The following is a 17,200-nucleotide window of genomic DNA, read 5'->3' on the forward strand; positions in this document are numbered from 1 at the left end:
GGTCGGCGGGGGCCGGGGTTCAGCTGCCCGTGCCGGTACGGCCCCAGTCCGGGCCCGTCGCCGCCCACGCCCGGTCCAGGCGCGCGTACCGCGTCAGCACGAGACGGCGGACGGCGAGACGGCGGACGGTCTCGACCAGGAGGCCCGCGAGGAGAGCGGCCGTCAGACCGGCGACCACCGCGTGCGCGCGGGCCGCGTCCGCGTTCATCGGCGCGGCCACGGGCTGCCCGGACCGGTCCGTCCAGAGCGGGAAGGTGGAGCCGGGCGCGGAGCGCCGCCGGGCCATCGACACCGTCCCCGTACGCGTCGAGCCGTCCGGCGCGGTCCACCGGGCCACCACCGAGCGGCGCAGCCGGTCCTCCCCGGCCGCCTCGGCGGTCCGCCCGCCCGTCGCCTGCCGGTCGGCGGCCCGCACGACCCGGGCGGTCGTCGGCACCCGCTGCTCCTGCTGGGTACGGGCGGCACGCTGGAGCGAACCGTTCGCGGAGGCGCCGGCCGCCCACCCGGTCAGCGGCACCAGGACACAGAGCAGCGCCGCCGCCACGAAGGCCACCCAGGCCTCGGCGAGATCCGTGCTCCGGCGCAGGGGATTGTGCCGCCAGCGCCAGAGTCCGATGGCAGCGCGCACGTCGGGACCCCCTCGTTCTTCACCGATCCTCCAACGAGTGTGCCCCGGGGCCGGGTTCCCCGCCTGCCGGACGGCGAAGTGTGACGGGGGTCCCTCGCGGCCGGTCCGTGAAGTGCGACCGGGGTCCCTCGGGCCCGGTTCGCCGAGGTGGTGCCCGCTCCCCGCTCAGTCCAGGATCTTGACCTCGTCGCCGACCCGGACCGTGCCGGTGTGCTCGGGGACGAGGTTCTGGCCGAAGACGACCCGGCCGTCGCTCTTGCGGTGCCGGGCGAGGGTCCGCAGCGGTTCCTTGCCGCGCTCGGCGGTCAGCTGGTCCGTCGTGGTGACGACACAGCGCCCGCAGGGACGGGCGACCCGGAAGGTGACCTCTCCGACCGTGAGCCGCGTCCAGCCGTCCTCCGCCCAGGGGGCGGTCCCCTCGATCACCAGGTTCGGCCGGAACCGGTTCATCGGCAGCGGGCCCTCGTCGGCGTGGTCGCCCTGGGCGATGAGGGAGTTGAGGGCGTCGAGAGACGTGGTGGTGGCGACGAGCAGCGGATAGCCGTCCGCGAAGCTCACCGTCTCGCCGGGCCGCGCGTAGTCGGGGTCGACGGGCCGCCGGTGCTCGGGCGCGTCCATGTGGACGAACCGGAAGTCGCCCTCCAGGTACGCCGAGACCCAGGCGGCGGCTTCGGGCCCGGCGGGGACGGCCTCCACCGGCTTGTCGAAGATCTCCACCGTGATCGTGGAGGTGGGGTGCGGCACCTCGACGGTCAGCGGCGGGTGGCCGGGCGCGGACAGCACGACGCCGCCGCCCGGTACGGGTTCCGCCGTGGCCAACGCCATCCGGGGGTGACGGCGTTGGGTCACGATCCCGCCCGCGGCGTCGACGACCGCCCACCGGCGGTCGTCGGCCAGCCCCCAGGGCTGGACCTCGGCCGCCGTGGGAGCCAGCGCGCGCATGGACTTCACCGGGTGGACGTGGACGGAGCGGAGCACAGGAGTCGGCATACGGTCATCCTGCCAGCCGCCCCGGACCGGTCACGGCCCGGGAGCGGAAGCCGGGTCAGTAACCCCCGCCCTGGTAGGGGCGGTTGTACGGGTCGTCGTACGGCGCGGGGGCCGGGACCGGCGCCGGAGCGGGCCGGGGGGCCGCCGGACGCATCGCCTCGTAGCCCGTGGGCGCCGGGCGGGGCTGCTGCGGGTACTGACCGCCCTGGTAGCCGCGCGGGGCCACCTGCTGCTGCGGGATGTACGGGGCGGGGGCGTGCTGCAGGGGTACAGGGGCCATCTGAGGCGTGGGCTGCGGGTATCCGTAGCCGTTGCCGTAGGAGGGCTGCTGCGGGCTGGGCGCCGCCGGGAGGGCGGGCAGTGCCGAGGGGAGCGCCGGCAGGTAGGACCCGCTCGCGGGGAAGCTGCTGCCGGTGTCGTAGGCGGCGGGCACTCGGATCGGGGCGATCTGAGGCGTGCCCCGCTCCGCGACCAGGGAGTCGTAGATCGGGGTGTCCGGGAAGGACGGCGCGGTGTGGTAACCGCCTCCATAGGTGGAGCGGGGGGAGGTCATGGCACATAAGTTAAGCCCACGATGTGCCGGTTGGGGAGTCCCCCTCTCGGGGATATCCGTTTTACACTGGTTTTCTCCGTCTGGCCTGCCAAAACATCGTTAAAGGCCGCGTTAACAGAGGGGGTTCGGTGGGGATCGGCCTTTAACGAGAAGTGTCGGGGCGGCTACAAAGGGCGACAGTCGTGCGGCGTCCTCACCAGGACCGACGGGTTCGGATTCCCCGGAGCGAGAGAAATACGCGAAGCCCGCGAGAACCTCACCGTCATTCGCGGGTTCTTCGGTGACCTTGAAGCCCCGGGCACGAAATCGGGGCTTAAGGAGGGTGGGTGAGGATGGCTCGTTCCCAGGGGAAGCCGATGTGAGGAGTGCGGGCATGACGGGGCTGATGATCGACAGTGACGTGTGGATCAGGCGGTTCCATCCGCCTGCGGCGGGGGAGGCCGAGCGGACCCCGGTGGTCTGTTTTCCGCACGCGGGCGGGTCGGCCGCCTTCTTCCACGGGCTCTCACGGCTGCTGGGTCCCGCCGGGATCGAGGTGCTGGCCGTTCAGTACCCGGGGCGGCAGGACCGCAGGGGCGAGGCTCCGATGGAGGACGTGCGGGAGATCGCCGCCGCGGTCGTCGAGGCGATCTCGCCGTGGGCGGGGCGCCGGCCCGCGTACTTCGGGCACAGCATGGGCGCCGTCGTCGCCTTCGAGGCGGCCCGGCTGACCGAACCCCGGGTGCTGTTCGCCTCCGGGCGGCGCGCGCCGTCGACCCATCGGGCGGAGGCCTTCCATCTGCTCGACGACGACGCGCTGATCGCCGAGACGGAGCGGCTCAGCGGGGTCTCCTCGGAGCTGCTCGCCGACCCGGAGATGCGGGAGCTCGTGCTGCCGCCGCTGCGGGCCGACTACCGGGCGATCGAGACCTACCGCCCGGAGCCGGGCGCCGTCGTACGGGTGCCGGTCGAGGTGATCGTGGGTGACCGCGACCCGCGGGTGAGCGAGGAGGAGGCGCGGGCCTGGCAGGCGCACACCACGGGGGAGTTCGGCTGCACCGTCGTCCCCGGCGGCGGCCACTTCTATCTGGCGGACCGCACCGACGAGCTCGCCGGGCTGATCACCCGCAGGCTCGCCGGGCTGCCGCGCTAGGGCCTCGCGGCTTGGCCGGTCGGCGTCGCGGCGGGGCCGGTCAGTGCCGCGGCGGCCAGAGGCCGTCGATCATGACCGTCAGGACCTGGTCGGCCTCGTCGGGGGCGTGCTCGCGCGTCCAGGCCGCCGCGGCGATCAGCGCGAACAGCTCGGCCGCCGTGATGTCGTCCCGCACCTCGCCGGTCCGCTGCGCCCGCTCCAGGAGCTGCTGGCCCGACGACTGCATCGACGTACAGGCGTTGTTGAGCTCGGAGGTCTCGTCCTTGAGGCTGTCCATCAGCAGGGTCACGAGCCCCCGGTAGGTGGTGGCGTGCGCCACCGCCGCCCGGACCCAGGTCGCGAGGGCCGTACCGGCCGGCTCCGTGTCCAGCAACTCACGTGCGGTGCCGCCGAGTTCGGAGAGGCTGTCCCGGAGCATCGTTTCGAGCAGCGCCTCCCGGGTGGGGAAGTGGCGGTACAGCGTCGCGTTGCCCAGCCCCGCCTGCTTGGCGATGTCGTCGAGAGAGGTGTGGATGCCGTGCTTGTCGAAGGCCTTCCTGGCCTCGGCCAGGAGTCGCTCGTAGTTGCGGCGGGCGTCTGCGCGCATCGTGCTGTCTTCTCCTCAGCCGTGCTCGAACGGTGCCGCCGCCGTCGTGACGGCGGCGGCACCTTAAGCGGGGTCTAACCCCGATTCTATCCTGCCTCCCCGCCGATCTCCCTGCTCAGACGGGAGGCCAGCTCCGCGGGCGTCGGGTGGTCGAACGCGAGCGTCGCCTCCAGTTCGAGCCCGGTCGCCTCGGCCAGCAGATTCCGCAGCTCAAGGCCTGTGAACGAGGTGAATCCGGCCTCCAGGAAGGTGGCGTCCGCGGCGATCTCGGCGCCGGAGTCGTGCCCGAGTACGGACGCCGCCGAGGACAGCACCAGTTCCAGGAGCTCCGCCTCCCGCTCCGCGGGGGCGAGCCCGGCGAGACTCCGGCGCGGGACGGGATCTCCGAGGGCATCGACGACGTCGGAGCCGCCGTCCCGCGCCGGGGTCGAGAGAGCCGCCGGCTCTTCGGCGAGTCGTACGGCCGGCGCGTGCAGCCAGTAGGGACGCCGCTGGAAGGCGTACGAAGGAAGGGGCACCCGCCCGCCCGCGGGGGCGAGACCGGTCCAGTCGACGGGGCCGCCGTGCGCCCAGGCCAGGCCGAGCGCCGAGAGCAGCGTCCGCGGCTCGGGGCGGTCGCCCCGCAGCGCCGGGACCAGGACGGGCGGCTCCTCGCGCAGGCTCTGCGCGGCGAGCGCCGCGAGGACGCCGTCCGGGCCGAGTTCCACGTACAGCCGGACGCCCTCGTCCTCCAGGTGCCGGACGCCCGGGTGGAAGCGGACGGCCTCGCGGACGTGCCGCACCCAGTGGTCCGGGTCGGCCAGTTCCTCCGCGCTCGCGGGCCGACCGGTCAGGTTGGAGACCAGGGGGATCACCGGCGGCTTGAAGGACAGCGCCGCGACGGCCCGGCGGAACTCCTCCAGGATGCCGTCCACGTGGTGCGAGTGGAAGGCGTGGCTGACCCGCAGCCGCTTGGTCTTGCGGCCCCGCGTCCGCCAGTGCGCCGCGGCCTCGGCGGCGGCGTCGGCGTCACCCGAGACGACCACCGACCGGGGCCCGTTGACCGCCGCGATCGACAGCCGGGCGTTGGTGAAGCCCTGTGAGCCCTTCGCGTCTTGCCCGCCTTCCGCGAGGAAGGCCTCGACCTCCTCCTCGGAGGCCTGGAGCGACACCATGGCGCCGTCGCCCCGCGCCGACTCCATGAGCCGGCCGCGGACGGCCACGAGCGCCACCCCGTCCTGGAGCGTCAGCACCCCTGCCGCGTACGCGGCGGCCAGCTCGCCCACCGAGTGCCCGATCACGAAGTCCGGTACGAGGCCGTGGTGTTCCATCACCCGGAACAGCGCCGTCTCCAGCGCGAACAGGGCGGCCTGCGCGTACCGCGTACGGTCGAGCAACGCGGCCTCGGGGGTGCGGGGCGCCGCGAACACGACGTCCCGCAGCGGTCGTTCCAGATGCTGGTCGAAGAGCCCGCAGACCTCGTCGAAGGCGGCGGCGAACACCGGGTGGGACCCGTACAGCTCGCGGCCCATGCCGAGGCGCTGGCTGCCCTGGCCGGTGAAGAGGAACGCGGTGCGCGCACGGCGCTCGGTCCTGCCCCGGACGACGGCCGCGGACCGGGAGCCGGACGCGAGGTCCTCAAGGCCCCGTAGCAGGGCCTCGTGGTCCTCGCCGAGCACGACGGCCCGGTCATCGAGGGCCGGCCGGGCGGCCAGGGCCCGCGCCACCTCGGCGGCGGTCGGCCCGGGGTGCTCCGTCAGATGGTCGAGCAGCCGCCGTGCCTGCGCGGCCGGGGCTCCCGGGCCCCGCCCGGACAAGGGCCAGGCGAGCAGCGGGAGCGCGGCACCCGCGCCGATGCCGGAAGCCTCGGAAGGCTCGGAGGCCTGAGAAGTCCCGGAAGTCTCAGTAACCCCCGAAGTCCCAGAAGCACGGGCCGACTCCGCGCCCCCCGGCGCCTCCTCCAGGATCAGGTGCGCGTTGGTGCCGCTGATCCCGAAGGAGGAGACGCCGGCCCGGCGCGGGCGGCCCTCCTCGGCCGGCCACGGGCGGGGCGCGGACAGCAGCCGGACCGTGCCCTCCGACCAGTCCACGTGCGGTGTCGGCTCGTCCGCGTGCAGCGTGCGGGGCAGCACGCCCTTGCGCAGGGCCATCACCATCTTGATGACGCCGCCCACGCCGGCCGCCGCCTGGGTGTGCCCGATGTTCGACTTGAGCGCGCCCAGCCACAGCGGCCGGCCGGCGGGCCGCTCGTGCCCGTAGGCGTTGATCAGGGCCTGTGCCTCGATCGGGTCGCCGAGCGTGGTGCCGGTGCCGTGGGCCTCGACGGCGTCGAGGTCGCCGGGGGCCAGCCGGGCGTTGTCGAGGGCCTGACGGATCACCGCCTCCTGGGCGGGTCCGTTCGGTGCGGTGAGCCCGTTGCTCGCGCCGTCCTGGTTGACGGCGCTGCCGCGGACGACGGCGAGGACGTCGTGGCCGTTGCGGCGGGCGTCGGACAGCCGCTCCAGGACGACCAGGGCCGCGCCCTCGCCGAAGCCGGTGCCGTCGGCTCCGGCCGCGAAGGACTTGCAGCGGCCGTCGGCGGACAGGCCCCGCTGCCTGCTGAACTCGGTGAAGAGACCCGGTGTCGACAGCACCGTCGCGCCGCCCGCCAGGGCGAGCGAGCACTCGCCCTGGCGCAGCGCCTGGACGGCCAGATGGATCGCGACCAGGGAGGAGGAGCAGGCGGTGTCGACGGTCACGGCCGGGCCCTCGAATCCGAAGGTGTACGCGATGCGGCCGGTGGCGACCGACGGCGCGGTGCCGTTGCCGATGAAGCCCTCCACCTCCTCCGGGATGCGGGGGAGCCGTGCCGCGTAGTCGCTGTACATCAGGCCCGCGAAGACCGCCGTCCTGCTGCCCCGCAGCTCGCGCGGGTCGAGCCCGGCCTGCTCCAGCGCCTCCCAGGCGGTCTCCAGGAGCAGCCGGTGCTGCGGGTCGGTGGCCAGCGCCTCGCGCGGGCTGAGTCCGAAGAAGCCCGCGTCGAACTCGGTGGCGTCCGGCAGGAAGCCGCCGCTGCGGGTGTACGACGTACCGGAGCGGTCCGGGTCGGCGTCGTACAGCGCGTCGAGGTCCCAGCCCCGGTCGCCGGGAAAGCCGCCGATGGCGTCGGTGCCGGAGTCCACGACCCGCCACAGGTCCTCGGGGCCGCGGACGCCGCCGGGGTAACGGCAGCCGATGCCGACCACGGCGATCGGCTCCCGGGCCGCGGACTCGGCCTCGGCGAGCTTCTGCCGTGTCTCGTGCAGGTCCGCGGTGATCCACTTGAGGTACTCGACCAGCCGCTCCTCCTGGGAGGCGGGTCCGGCGGTGGTGTCCGTCTCGGTGGTGCTGCCTGTCGTCGTCGGACTCGTCGTCACTTCGACCGGGCCTTCCTGCCGAATTCGCTGTCGATGAGGTCGAGGAGGTCGGTCGCCGAGGCGGACTTGATCCGGGCGGCCACGTCCTCGGGGCCGGCCTTGGGGGAACCGCCCGCCGCGGAGGCGGAGGCCTCCAGGCCGCTCAGCAGCTCCCGCAGTCGCCTGCCGACCTCCGTACGGGTGGCGCTGTCGGTCTCCGCCGTCAGGGAGAGGGCCTTCTCCAGGGCGTCGAGCCCGGCCAGCGGGTCGGAGCCGGCGGCCGGGTCCGTGCCGCGAGTGGCCGCCGCCTTCGCCGCGGCCTCCTCCGCCCGGGTGCGCAGCAGCGTGGCCAGCGCGACGGGCGACGGGTGGTCGAAGACCACGGTGGCGGGCAGGCGCAGCCCGGTGGCGGCGCCCAGCCGGTTGCGGAACTCCACCGCCGTCAGGGAGTCGAAGCCGAGCTCCTTGAACGAGTGCTCGTCGTCGATGAGGCCGGTGTCGCTGTGACCGAGGACGAGGGCGGCGGTCTCCCGCACCAGGTCGAGGACCAGGCGCTCCCGCTCCTTCTCCGGTACCTGGCCGAGCCGTTCGGCCAGGGAGCCCGACGGTGTCGAGGCGGCGGCCCGGCGCGCGGGCGCGGGGACGAGGCCGCCGAACAGTGGCGGCAGGAACCCGGCCCCGGCGCGGCGCCGGAGTTCGGCGCGGTCCAGGCGCGCGGTGACGACGGCGGCCGGCGCACCGGCCAGGGCGCGGTCGAGGAGGGCGAGCCCGTCCTCGGCCGTGAGGGGTACGACGCCGTCGCGGCCGAGCCGGTCGCGCTCCCGCCCGTCGAGGTGGCCGGTCAGCGCGCTGCCGTCGGCCCAGAGCCCCCAGGCCAGGGAGAGCGCGGGCAGGCCGAGGGCCCGGCGGCGTACCGCCAGACCGTCCAGCAGGGCGTTGGCGGCGGCGTAGTTGCCCTGTCCGGCGTTGCCCACCACGCCGGCGAGCGAGGAGAACAGGACGAACGCGGCGAGCGGCAGCTCACGGGTGAGTTCATGCAGGTGCAGCGCCGCGTCGGCCTTGGCGGCGAGCACCGTGTCGAGCCGCTCCGGCGTCAGCGACTGGATCACGCCGTCGTCCAGGACGCCCGCCGCGTGCACGACCGCCGTGAGCGGGTGGCCGGAGGGGATCCCGGCGAGCAGTGCGGCGAGCCCGTCGCGGTCGCCCGCGTCGCGGGCCTCGATCCGGACCTCCGCGCCCAGCGCGGTGAGTTCGGCGGCGAGTGACGCGGCGCCGGGGGCGGCGGGTCCGCGCCGGGAGGTGAGCAGCAGGTGCCGTACGCCGTGGTCGGTGACGAGCCGGCGGGCGACGAGCCCGCCGAGCGTGCCGGTGCCGCCGGTGACCAGGACGGTGCCGTCCGGATCCCACGGCCGGGCCCCGGCTCCGGCGTCCGCTCCGGTGTCGGGCCCCGGCGCGTCCGGCAGCGCGGTGAGCCGGGGCGCGTACCAGAGGCCCTCGCGCAGGGCGAGTTCGCTCTCCCCGCGGCCGGTGCCCGCGGCCAGCGCACGCAGCGAGGCGTCCGTACCGTCGTGGTCCACCAGCGCGATCCGGTCGGGGTTCTCGCTCCGCGCCGTGCGCAGCAGCCCCCACGCGGCGGCGGCCACCGGGTCGACGGTGTCGCCGTCCCGTACCGCGACCGCGCCGCGCGCGGCCACCAGGAGGCGTCCCGCGGCGAGGTGTTCGTCGGCCTGCCAGTCGCGCAGCAGCGCGAGCAGCGGGTCGAGCACGGCCCGGACATCGGCGCCGGTCGGAAGGGCGCCGGTCACGCCCGCGGGCTCCTCGGCCGCCGGAAGGACGGCGAGGACGGTGTCCGGCAGCCGCAGCGTGCCCGCGGCGACGGCGGCGCCCAGCTCGGCCGTCCCGGCGAACACGGGCGCGTCGCCGAGCGCCGCGGCGATCTCGCCACCGTGCTCCCCGAGCACCGCCCACGCGCCCTCGGCCGGGGCGGCCGGGGCCACCGGGGCGGCCTGACCGGCGGTCGTCCAGCCGACCGCGTACAGCGGCAGGTCCGCCGTACCCCGTGAACGCAGCGCGGCCAGCTCGGCGGCCGGCAGCGGACGCAGGGACAGCGTCTCGACCTCGGCGACGGGCGCGCCCTCCGCGTCGGTGAGCCGCAGGGCGACCGAGGTTCCGCCGGTCCTGGTCAGCCGCACCCGCAGCGCCTTCGCGCCGGTGCGGTGCAGCCGTACGCCACCGAAGGAGAACGGCAGCAGGAGCTCGGCGGAGTCCCCGGAGCCGTCTGGGCCGGTCGGGCCTTCCGTGCCCGCCGGTGCGAGCGCCAGCGGGTGCAGGGCGGCGTCGAGGAGCGCAGGGTGGACGGAGTGGCCGGTGGTGTCGGTGTCCTCGGGCAGCTCGACCTCGGCGTAGAGGTCGTCGCCGTCGCGCCACAGCGCGGTCAGACCCTGGAACAGCGGCCCGTACGCGTAACCGCGGGCGAGCAGCTCGCCGTACGCGTCGCCGAGGTCGACCGGATCCCCGGCCGGCGGCCAGACCGGGTGCCCGACGGGTGCCGGATCGGCCGGGCCGGCGGTGGAGGCGCCGAGTGTGCCGGTCGCGTGCCGGATCCAGCCCGCGTCCTCACCCGTCCGGGAGTGGATGCCCAGCGGCCGGAGCCCCGACCCGTCCGGCGCGCCGACCGTCACCTGGAGCACCGCCGCGCCCTGTTCGGCCAGCCTCAGCGGGGCCTCCAGGGTGAGGTCCTCGACGCCGTCCGCGCCGGTGCGGTCCGCCGCGTGCAGCGCCAGGTCGAGGAAGCCCGTGCCCGGCAGCAGCGCCGTCCCCTCCACTGCGTGCTCGGCGAGCCAGGGGTGGGTGCGCAGGGACACCCGGCCGGTGAACACGATCTGACCGGAGTCGGCGAGCGGGACGCTGGCACCGAGCAGCGGATGCCCGGCCGTGTCCAGGCCGAGACCGTCCGCGTCGACGGACGCGCCGGTCCCCTCCAGCCAGTAACGCTGCCGCTGGAACGGGTACGTGGGCGGTCCCGCCGGGTCCGCGGGCGGCAGCGTGGGCCGCCACGCCGCGGGCGAGGTCCCGGTGACGTGCGCCTCGGCCAGCGAGGTGCCGAAGCGGCCGAGGCCGCCCCGGTCGCGGCGGAGCGTGCCGAGCGCGACCGCCGAGGCGCCCGCGTCCGCCACCGTGTCCTGGATCGCGGGTACGAGCACGGGGTGCGCGCTGACCTCGACGAAGGTGGTGTGTCCGGCGGCGAGCAGCCCGCGCACGGTCTCCTCGAAGAGCACCGGCTCACGCAGGTTGCGCACCCAGTACTCGCCGGTCAGCTCGGTGCCCGCGAGCGGGCCGCGCGCGACGGTGGACCAGAACGGCACCTCCGTGGCACGGGGTTCGATCCCGCCGAGCAGCTCGCCCAGCTCCTCGCGCAGCGCGTCGACGTGCGGGGAGTGCGAGGCGTAGTCGACGGGGATCAGCCTGGCCCGGAAGCCCTGGGAGGTGAACTGCTCCTTGAGCGTCTCCAGGGCCCGTGGGGCGCCCGAGACGACCGTGAGGGCGGGGCCGTTGACCGCGGCGACGTACGTGTCGTCGATCAGCCGCTCCCGTACGACGTCGGCGGGCAGCTGCACCGACAGCATGCCGCCGGTGCCCGCGAGGCGGGTGATGGCCCGGCTGCGCAGCGCGGCCACCCGGGCGGCGTCGGCGAGGCTGAGGGCGCCGGCGAGGTACGCGGCGGCGATCTCGCCCTGGGAGTGGCCGATCACCGCGGCGGGCTCCACGCCGTGCCCGCGCCAGAGCCGGGCGAGCGAGACCATCATCGCGAACAGCGCGGGCTGTACGACGTCGACCCGGTCCAGCGAGGCGGCGTCGGGGTCGCCCGCGAGGACCGCGGTCAGGTCCCAGTCGGTGTGCGGGGCGAGCGCCTCGGCGCACTCCCGTACGTATCCGGCGAACTCCTCGCTGTCACGCATCAGTTCGCGGCCCATGGCGAGCCACTGGCTGCCCTGGCCGGGGAAGACGAACACGGCGCGGCCGGGCTCGTGACCCACCGTCGTGCCGGTCACCAGGCCGGGCACCTCCCTGCCCCCGGCGAGCGCGTCGAGGCCGGCGAGCAGGGCCGTGCGGTCGCTCGCGTCCACGACGGCGCGGTGGTCGAAGCGGGCGCGGGCGGCGAGCGCGCCCGCGACCTGCCGGACCGGTACCTCGGGGTGCTCGGTGGCGTACGTGTGGAGCAGACGGGCCTGGTCCTTGAGCCCCTCGCCGGTCTTCGCCGACAACAACCAGGGAAGGTGAGGGAGTTGCTCCTCCTCGGCTCCGCTCTCTTCCGGTGCCTGCTCGATGATCACGTGGGCGTTGGTGCCGCTGATGCCGAAGGAGGACACTCCCGCCCGGCGCGGCTCGTCGCCCGGCGTGCGCCACGCCTGTTCCTCGGTGAGCAGACGCACGGTGCCGTCCGACCAGTCGACGTGCGTGGTCGGCCGCTCGACGTGGAGCGTCCTCGGCAGCCGGCCGTTCCGCATCGCCATCACCATCTTGATGACGCCGCCGACACCGGCCGCCGCCATCGTGTGCCCGATGTTGGACTTCAACGAGCCGAGCCAGAGCGGGTGTTCGGCGTCGCGCCCCATGCCGTAGGTGTTGATGAGCGCCTGCGCCTCGATCGGGTCGCCGAGCCGGGTGCCGGTGCCGTGGGCCTCGACCGCGTCGACCTGGGCGGCCGTCAGGCGTGCGTTGGCGAGGGCCCGGCGGATCACGCGCTCCTGCGAGGGCCCGTTCGGCGCGGAAAGGCCGTTGCTCGCGCCGTCCTGGTTCGTCGCCGTGCCCCGTACCAGAGCGAGGACCGGGTGGCCGTTGCGGCGGGCGTCGGACAGCCGCTCCAGGAGCAGCAGACCCGCGCCCTCGCCCCAGCCGGTGCCGTCGGCGGAGTCCGAGAAGGCCTTGGCGTGACCGTCGGGCGACAGCGCCCGCTGCCGGCTGAACTCGACGAAGCTCGTCGGGCCCGCGAGGACCGTCGCGCCGCCCGCGAGGGCCAGGGAGCACTCGCCCTGCCGCAGCGACTGCGCGGCCAGGTGCAGCGCCACCAGCGACGACGAGCACGCCGTGTCCACCGAGACCGCCGGACCCTCGAATCCGAAGGAGTAGGCGATGCGGCCGGAGGCCACGCTCGCCGTGGTGCCGGTCGCGAGATACCCCTCGACCGCCTCCGGCGCCTGCCCGAGCCGGGTCACGTAGTCGCCGGCGACGACGCCCGCGAACACGCCCGTGTCGCTGCCGCGCAGCGCCGTCGGGTCGATCCCGGCCCGCTCCACCGCCTCCCAGGCCGTCTCCAGGAGCAGCCGCTGCTGCGGGTCCATGGCCGTCGCCTCGCGCGGGTTGATCCCGAAGAAGGCCGCGTCGAAACGGTCGGCGCCGGTGAGGAACGCGCCACGCCGCGTGTACGAGGTGCCGGACCGGGTCGGATCGGGGTCGTACAGGGCCTCCGTGTCCCAGCCGCGGTCCTCCGGGAACTCGGTCACCGCGTCCGTTCCGGACATCACGAGCCGCCACAGGTCCTCGGGCGAGGACACACCGCCCGCGTAGCGGCAGGCCATGCCGACGATGGCGATCGGGTCCTCGTCGGCCGGAACCGCCGGGGCCGGTGTTCCGCGCCGGGCGGCCGGAGCCGTGGCCGGCTCGGCGTCGCCCAACAGACCGGTGCGCAGATGTGCCGCCAGGGCGGCCGGCGTGGGGTGGTCGAAGACCAGCGACGACGGCAGCCGCAGGCCGGTGGCGGCGTTGAGCCGGTTGCGCAGTTCGACCGCCGTCAGCGAGTCGAAGCCGATGTCCTTGAAGGCCCGTTCCGGGGCGAGCGTGTCACCGGAGCCGTGCCCGAGCACCGCCGCCGTCTCGGCCCGCACGAGCGCGAGGAGCTGCCGGTCGCGCTCGGCCGGATCGACGGCCGCGAGCCGCTCGGCGAGCGACCCGGCACCGGCCGGGGCCGGCCGGCCCGCCGCCGCACGCCGGGTACGGGAGCGCACCAGACCGCGCAGCAGCGGAGGCAGGGTGCCCGACTCGGCGCGGGCCCGCAGCGCGGACGGGTTGAGCCGCAGCGGGACGAGCAGCGGCTCGTCGGTGGTCAGCGCCTCGTCGAAGAGCGCCAGGCCCTGCTGAGGGTCGATCGGCGCGAAGCCCGCGCCCGTGAGCCGGGCCAGGTCACCCGCGTCGAGCGTGCCGGCCATGCCGCCGCCGTCCCCGCCGCCCGTCTTGCCTGCCGCGCCCCACGGGCCCCAGGCGAGCGAGACGCCCGGCAGCCCGTTGGAGCGCTGGTAGGCGGCGACGCCGTCCAGGAAGGAGTTGGTGGCCGCGTAGTTGGACTGCCCTGCGCTGCCGATGACGCCGGCGAAGGAGGAGAACATCACGAACGCGGCCAGGTCCAGGTCCCGTATCTCGTCCGTGATCAGCCAGACCGCGTCCTGCTTGGAGCGTGCCACCGTGTCGAGCCGCTCCGGGGTCATCGACTCGATCGTGCCGTCGTCGAGCACACCGGCCGTGTGCACGACGGCGGTCAGCGGGTGCGCCGGGTCGACCGAAGCGAACAGCCGCCGCACCGACGCCGGGTCGCCTGTGTCGCAGGCGACGACGGTCGCCCGGGCGCCGATCTCCGCGAGCTCGGCGACCAGCTCGTCGGCCCCGGGCGCCCCGGGACCGCGCCGGCTCGTCAGGAGCAGGTGCCGGATCCCGTGCCGGGTGGCCATGTGACGGGCGAGGAGCCGCCCGAGGGTGCCGGAGGCGCCGGTCACGAGGACCGTGCCTTCGGGGTCGAGGTCGCGCGGCAGGGTGAGGACCACCTTGCCGGTGTGCCGGGCCTGTCCCAGGTGCCGGAAGGCGTCCCTGGCCCGCCGCACGTCCCAGGCCTCCACCGGCAGCGGGCCGAGCCGGCCCGCCTCGAACAGCGTGAGGAGGTCGTCCAGCATCTCCCGGATGCGGTCCGGTCCCGCCTCCATGAGGTCGAAGGCGCGGTAGACCACACCGGGGTGGGCCTGCGCCACCCGCTCGGGATCGCGGATGTCGGCCTTGCCCATCTCGACGAACCGGCCGCCGCGCGGCAGCAGTCGCAGCGACGCGTCGACGTACTCGCCGACGAGCGCGTCGAGGACCACGTCCACGCCACGGCCCTCGGTGGCGGCCAGGATCTCCCGCTCGAAGTCGAGGGTGCGGGAGTTCGCCAGATGGGCGTCGTCGAAGCCCTGAAAACGCAGCGCGTCCCACTTGGCGGGCGAGGCCGTGCCGTACACCTCGACACCCAGGGCGCGGGCGATCTGCGTCGCGGCCATGCCGACACCGCCCGCGGCGGCGTGGATCAGCGCCGTCTGCCCGGCGCGGGCGCCGGCCAGGTCGGTCAGCGCGTACAGGGCGGTCAGGAACACCACCGGCGTCGCGGCGGCCTGGGTGAACGACCAGCCGGCCGGCACCCGGGAGAGCAGCCGGTGGTCGGTGACCGCGACCGGTCCTGCCGCACCCTCGGTGAACAGACCCATCACCCGGTCGCCGGGCGCGAGACCGACGACGCCGGGGCCGGTCTCCAGGACGTGGCCGGCGCCCTCGCTGGCGATCGGCGCCTCGCCCGGGTACTGGCCGAGGGTGATCAGGACGTCGCGGAAGTTCAGGCCCGCCGCCCGCACCCCGACCCGCACCTGACCCGGGGCGAGCGGCGCGTCGGGCGCCTCGGCGGGCAGCAGCGCCAGGTTCTCCAGGGTGCCCCTGGCCGTCGCGCCGAGCCGCCAGCCCGCACTGCCCGCCGGGACGGCGAGCCGCCCCTCGGGCGCACTCGGCGTCAGCCGGGCGGCGAGCACGGTGCCGCGGCGGAGCGCGAGCTGCGTCTCGCCGGGCGTGCCGAGCGCGGTGCCGAGCGACCGGTGCGAGGCCTCGTCCCGGTCCACGTCGACCAGCAGGAAGCGGCCCGGGTGCTCGGTCTGCGCGGAGCGCACCAGACCCCACACGGCCAGGCTCTGGTCCCGGATCGACTCGTCGTAGCGGGTGGAGACCGCGTGGCGGGTGACGACGACCATCCGCGATCCCGCGAACCGCTCGTCGGCCAGCCAGCGCTGGATCAGCCCCAGCATCCGGTGCGGCGCCTCGCGGGCGATCGCCACCGGGTTGTAGGTGCCCCGGGGCGGGCGCCCCGGCGTGAACGGCACCAGGACCTCGGCGGGAACGGGCCCGGCGGCGGCCAGCTCGTCCAGGTCGGCGTACCGTACGGCACCGTCGCCGAGAGCGTCGGCGACGCCGATGACGTCGGGGCCCACCACCGCGCGCACGGGCGCGGCGGCCGTCGCCTCGTCCCCCGTACGGGCTTCGGCGGCGCCGGGCACGGGCCGCCAGTCGACCCGGTACAGGGCGTGCGAGCCGTCGCCGGAGGCGGCGGACACGGCACCGATGTCGGCCGGGCGGATCAGCAGGGCGCCGACGTCGACGACAGGGCCGCCCTCGGGGTCGTCGGCGGTCAGCGTGACCGTGTCGGCGCCGGACCGGGTCAGCCGGACCCGCAGCCGGGCGGCGCCGGTCGCGTGCAGGGTGACGTCGGACCAGCTGAACGGCAGCCGCACCGTCTCCGGGGTGCCGCCCACCAGGTCGAGCAGCAGCGGGTGGAGCGCGGCGTCGAGGAGCGCGGGGTGCACCGGGTGCCCGAGGGCGTCGGCCTCCTCGGGCAGCTCGATCTCGGCGTACAGGTCGTCGCCGTCGCGCCAGGCCGCCCTGAGGCCCTGGAAGGCGGTGCCGTACGCGTAGCCCTGGGCGTGCAGTTCCTCGTAGAGACCGGACAGGTCGGCCTGCTCGCCGGGCGGCGGCCACGGCAGGGACGCGCGGTCCGCCCCGGTGCCGTCCGGGGCGGGGGAGAGAGTGCCGGAGGCGTGCCGGGTCCACGACTCGGCGTCCTCGCCGCGCGCGTGGATCGTGAAGCCCCGGCGGTCGGACCCGGCCGCCGCCTCGACCACCAACTGCAGCTCGACCGCTTCCTTTTCGCGCAGGACGAGGGGCGCTTCGAGGGTGAGGTCCTCAAGAGCCGGCGTGTCGGTGTGGCCGGCGGCGTGGAGCGCCAGGTCGACGAAGGCGGTGCCGGGCAGGAGTGCGGTGCCGGAGATGGTGTGGTCGGCGAGCCAGGGGTGGGTGCGCGGCGAGATCCGGCCGGTGAGGACAAGCTGGTCGGTGTCGGCGAGGGTGACCAGAGCCCCCAGGAACGGGTGCCCGGCGGAGACGAGCCCGGCCGACCGCACGTCGGACCCGGAGGCGGTCGTCCGCTCGATCCAGTAGTGCTCACGCTGGAAGGGGTAGGTGGGCAGGTCCTCGGGGATGTGGGTGGAGGCCTGGGGTTGCCAGGTGGTGGGGGTGTGGCCCGCGGTGTGGAGGCGGGCGAGCGCGGTGGCGAGGGTGGTGGGTTCGGGTGCGTTCTTGCGCAGCGTCGGTGCGAGGACCGCAGGCCCGGTCAGCGTGTCCTGGGCGAGGGCGGTGAGGACGGCGTCGGGGCCGAGTTCGAGGTAGCGGGTGGTGCCGTTGGTTTCGAGGTGCTGGATGCCGGGGTGGAAGCGGACGGTTCCGCGGATGTGTCGGGCCCAGTAGTCGGGGGAGCGGAGGTCGTCGCCGGTGGCGGGCAGGCCGGTCACGTTGGAGATGACGGGGATCTTCGGGGCGTGGAAGGTCAGGCCTTCGATCGCCTCGCGGAAGTCGGCAAGGACCTCGTCCATGTGCGCCGAATGGAAGGCGTGGCTGACGGTCAGGCGTTTGGCGCGGCGCCCGAGACCGGTCCAGTGCGCGAGGGCCTCGGTCACGGCGTCCTCGTCACCCGATAGCACCGTCGCGTCGGGGCCGTTGAGCGCTGCGACGGTCAGCCTGCCCTTGTACGCGGTCAGGAAGGGGGTGATCTCGTCTTCGGTGGTCTGGATGGCGAGCATGGCTCCGTCGTTGCGTGCGGTCTGCATGAGCCGGCCGCGGACGG

General features: G+C 75.1%; 7 protein-coding genes. 1 reads left to right on the forward strand and 6 read right to left on the reverse strand.

The genetic code is table 11. From position 1 onward, the window contains the following. Nucleotides 1–19: 19 nt before the first annotated feature. The 3 genes from ABT154_RS31320 to ABT154_RS31330 all read right to left on the reverse strand — a co-directional run bounded on the left by ABT154_RS31320 (nt 20) and on the right by ABT154_RS31330 (nt 2,171). Nucleotides 20–628: an Rv1733c family protein gene (locus tag ABT154_RS31320; RefSeq protein ID WP_351861389.1), complete on the reverse strand. Its 609-nt coding sequence runs from the start codon at nt 626–628 to the stop codon at nt 20–22. Nucleotides 629–793: 165 nt separating this feature from the next. After that, entirely contained in the window at nt 794–1,618 is an 825-nt protein-coding gene (locus ABT154_RS31325; protein ID WP_351861391.1) for an MOSC domain-containing protein, read from the reverse strand. Nucleotides 1,619–1,673: 55 nt separating this feature from the next. Then, nucleotides 1,674–2,171 (reverse strand): DUF6643 family protein, encoded by a 498-nt coding sequence (locus ABT154_RS31330; protein ID WP_332433876.1) that lies wholly within the window; start codon nt 2,169–2,171, stop codon nt 1,674–1,676. Between the two features lie 373 nt (nt 2,172–2,544). On the opposite strand from ABT154_RS31330, the gene ABT154_RS31335 reads away from it, so the two are divergent. Then, nucleotides 2,545–3,303, forward strand: a complete 759-nt coding sequence (locus ABT154_RS31335; RefSeq protein WP_351861393.1) for a thioesterase II family protein — start codon at nt 2,545–2,547, stop codon at nt 3,301–3,303. A gap of 40 nt (nt 3,304–3,343) precedes the next feature. On the opposite strand, the gene ABT154_RS31340 is transcribed toward ABT154_RS31335, so the two are convergent. The 3 genes from ABT154_RS31340 to ABT154_RS31350 all read right to left on the reverse strand — a co-directional run bounded on the left by ABT154_RS31340 (nt 3,344) and on the right by ABT154_RS31350 (nt 17,183). Beyond that, nucleotides 3,344–3,889 (reverse strand): TetR/AcrR family transcriptional regulator, encoded by a 546-nt coding sequence (locus ABT154_RS31340; RefSeq protein ID WP_351861395.1) that lies wholly within the window; start codon nt 3,887–3,889, stop codon nt 3,344–3,346. An 86-nt stretch (nt 3,890–3,975) separates the two neighbouring features. After that, on the reverse strand, nt 3,976–7,263 hold the full coding sequence (locus ABT154_RS31345) for a type I polyketide synthase (protein ID WP_351861397.1): 3,288 nt from the start codon (nt 7,261–7,263) through the stop codon (nt 3,976–3,978). After that, entirely contained in the window at nt 7,260–17,183 is a 9,924-nt protein-coding gene (locus tag ABT154_RS31350; protein WP_351861399.1) for an SDR family NAD(P)-dependent oxidoreductase, read from the reverse strand. Before ABT154_RS31350 ends, ABT154_RS31345 begins: the two co-directional genes overlap by 4 nt. Between the last annotated feature and the right edge of the window lie 17 nt (nt 17,184–17,200).

The organism is Streptomyces sp. NPDC001728 (assembly GCF_040297565.1).
Taxonomy (GTDB): Bacteria; Actinomycetota; Actinomycetes; order Streptomycetales; family Streptomycetaceae; genus Streptomyces.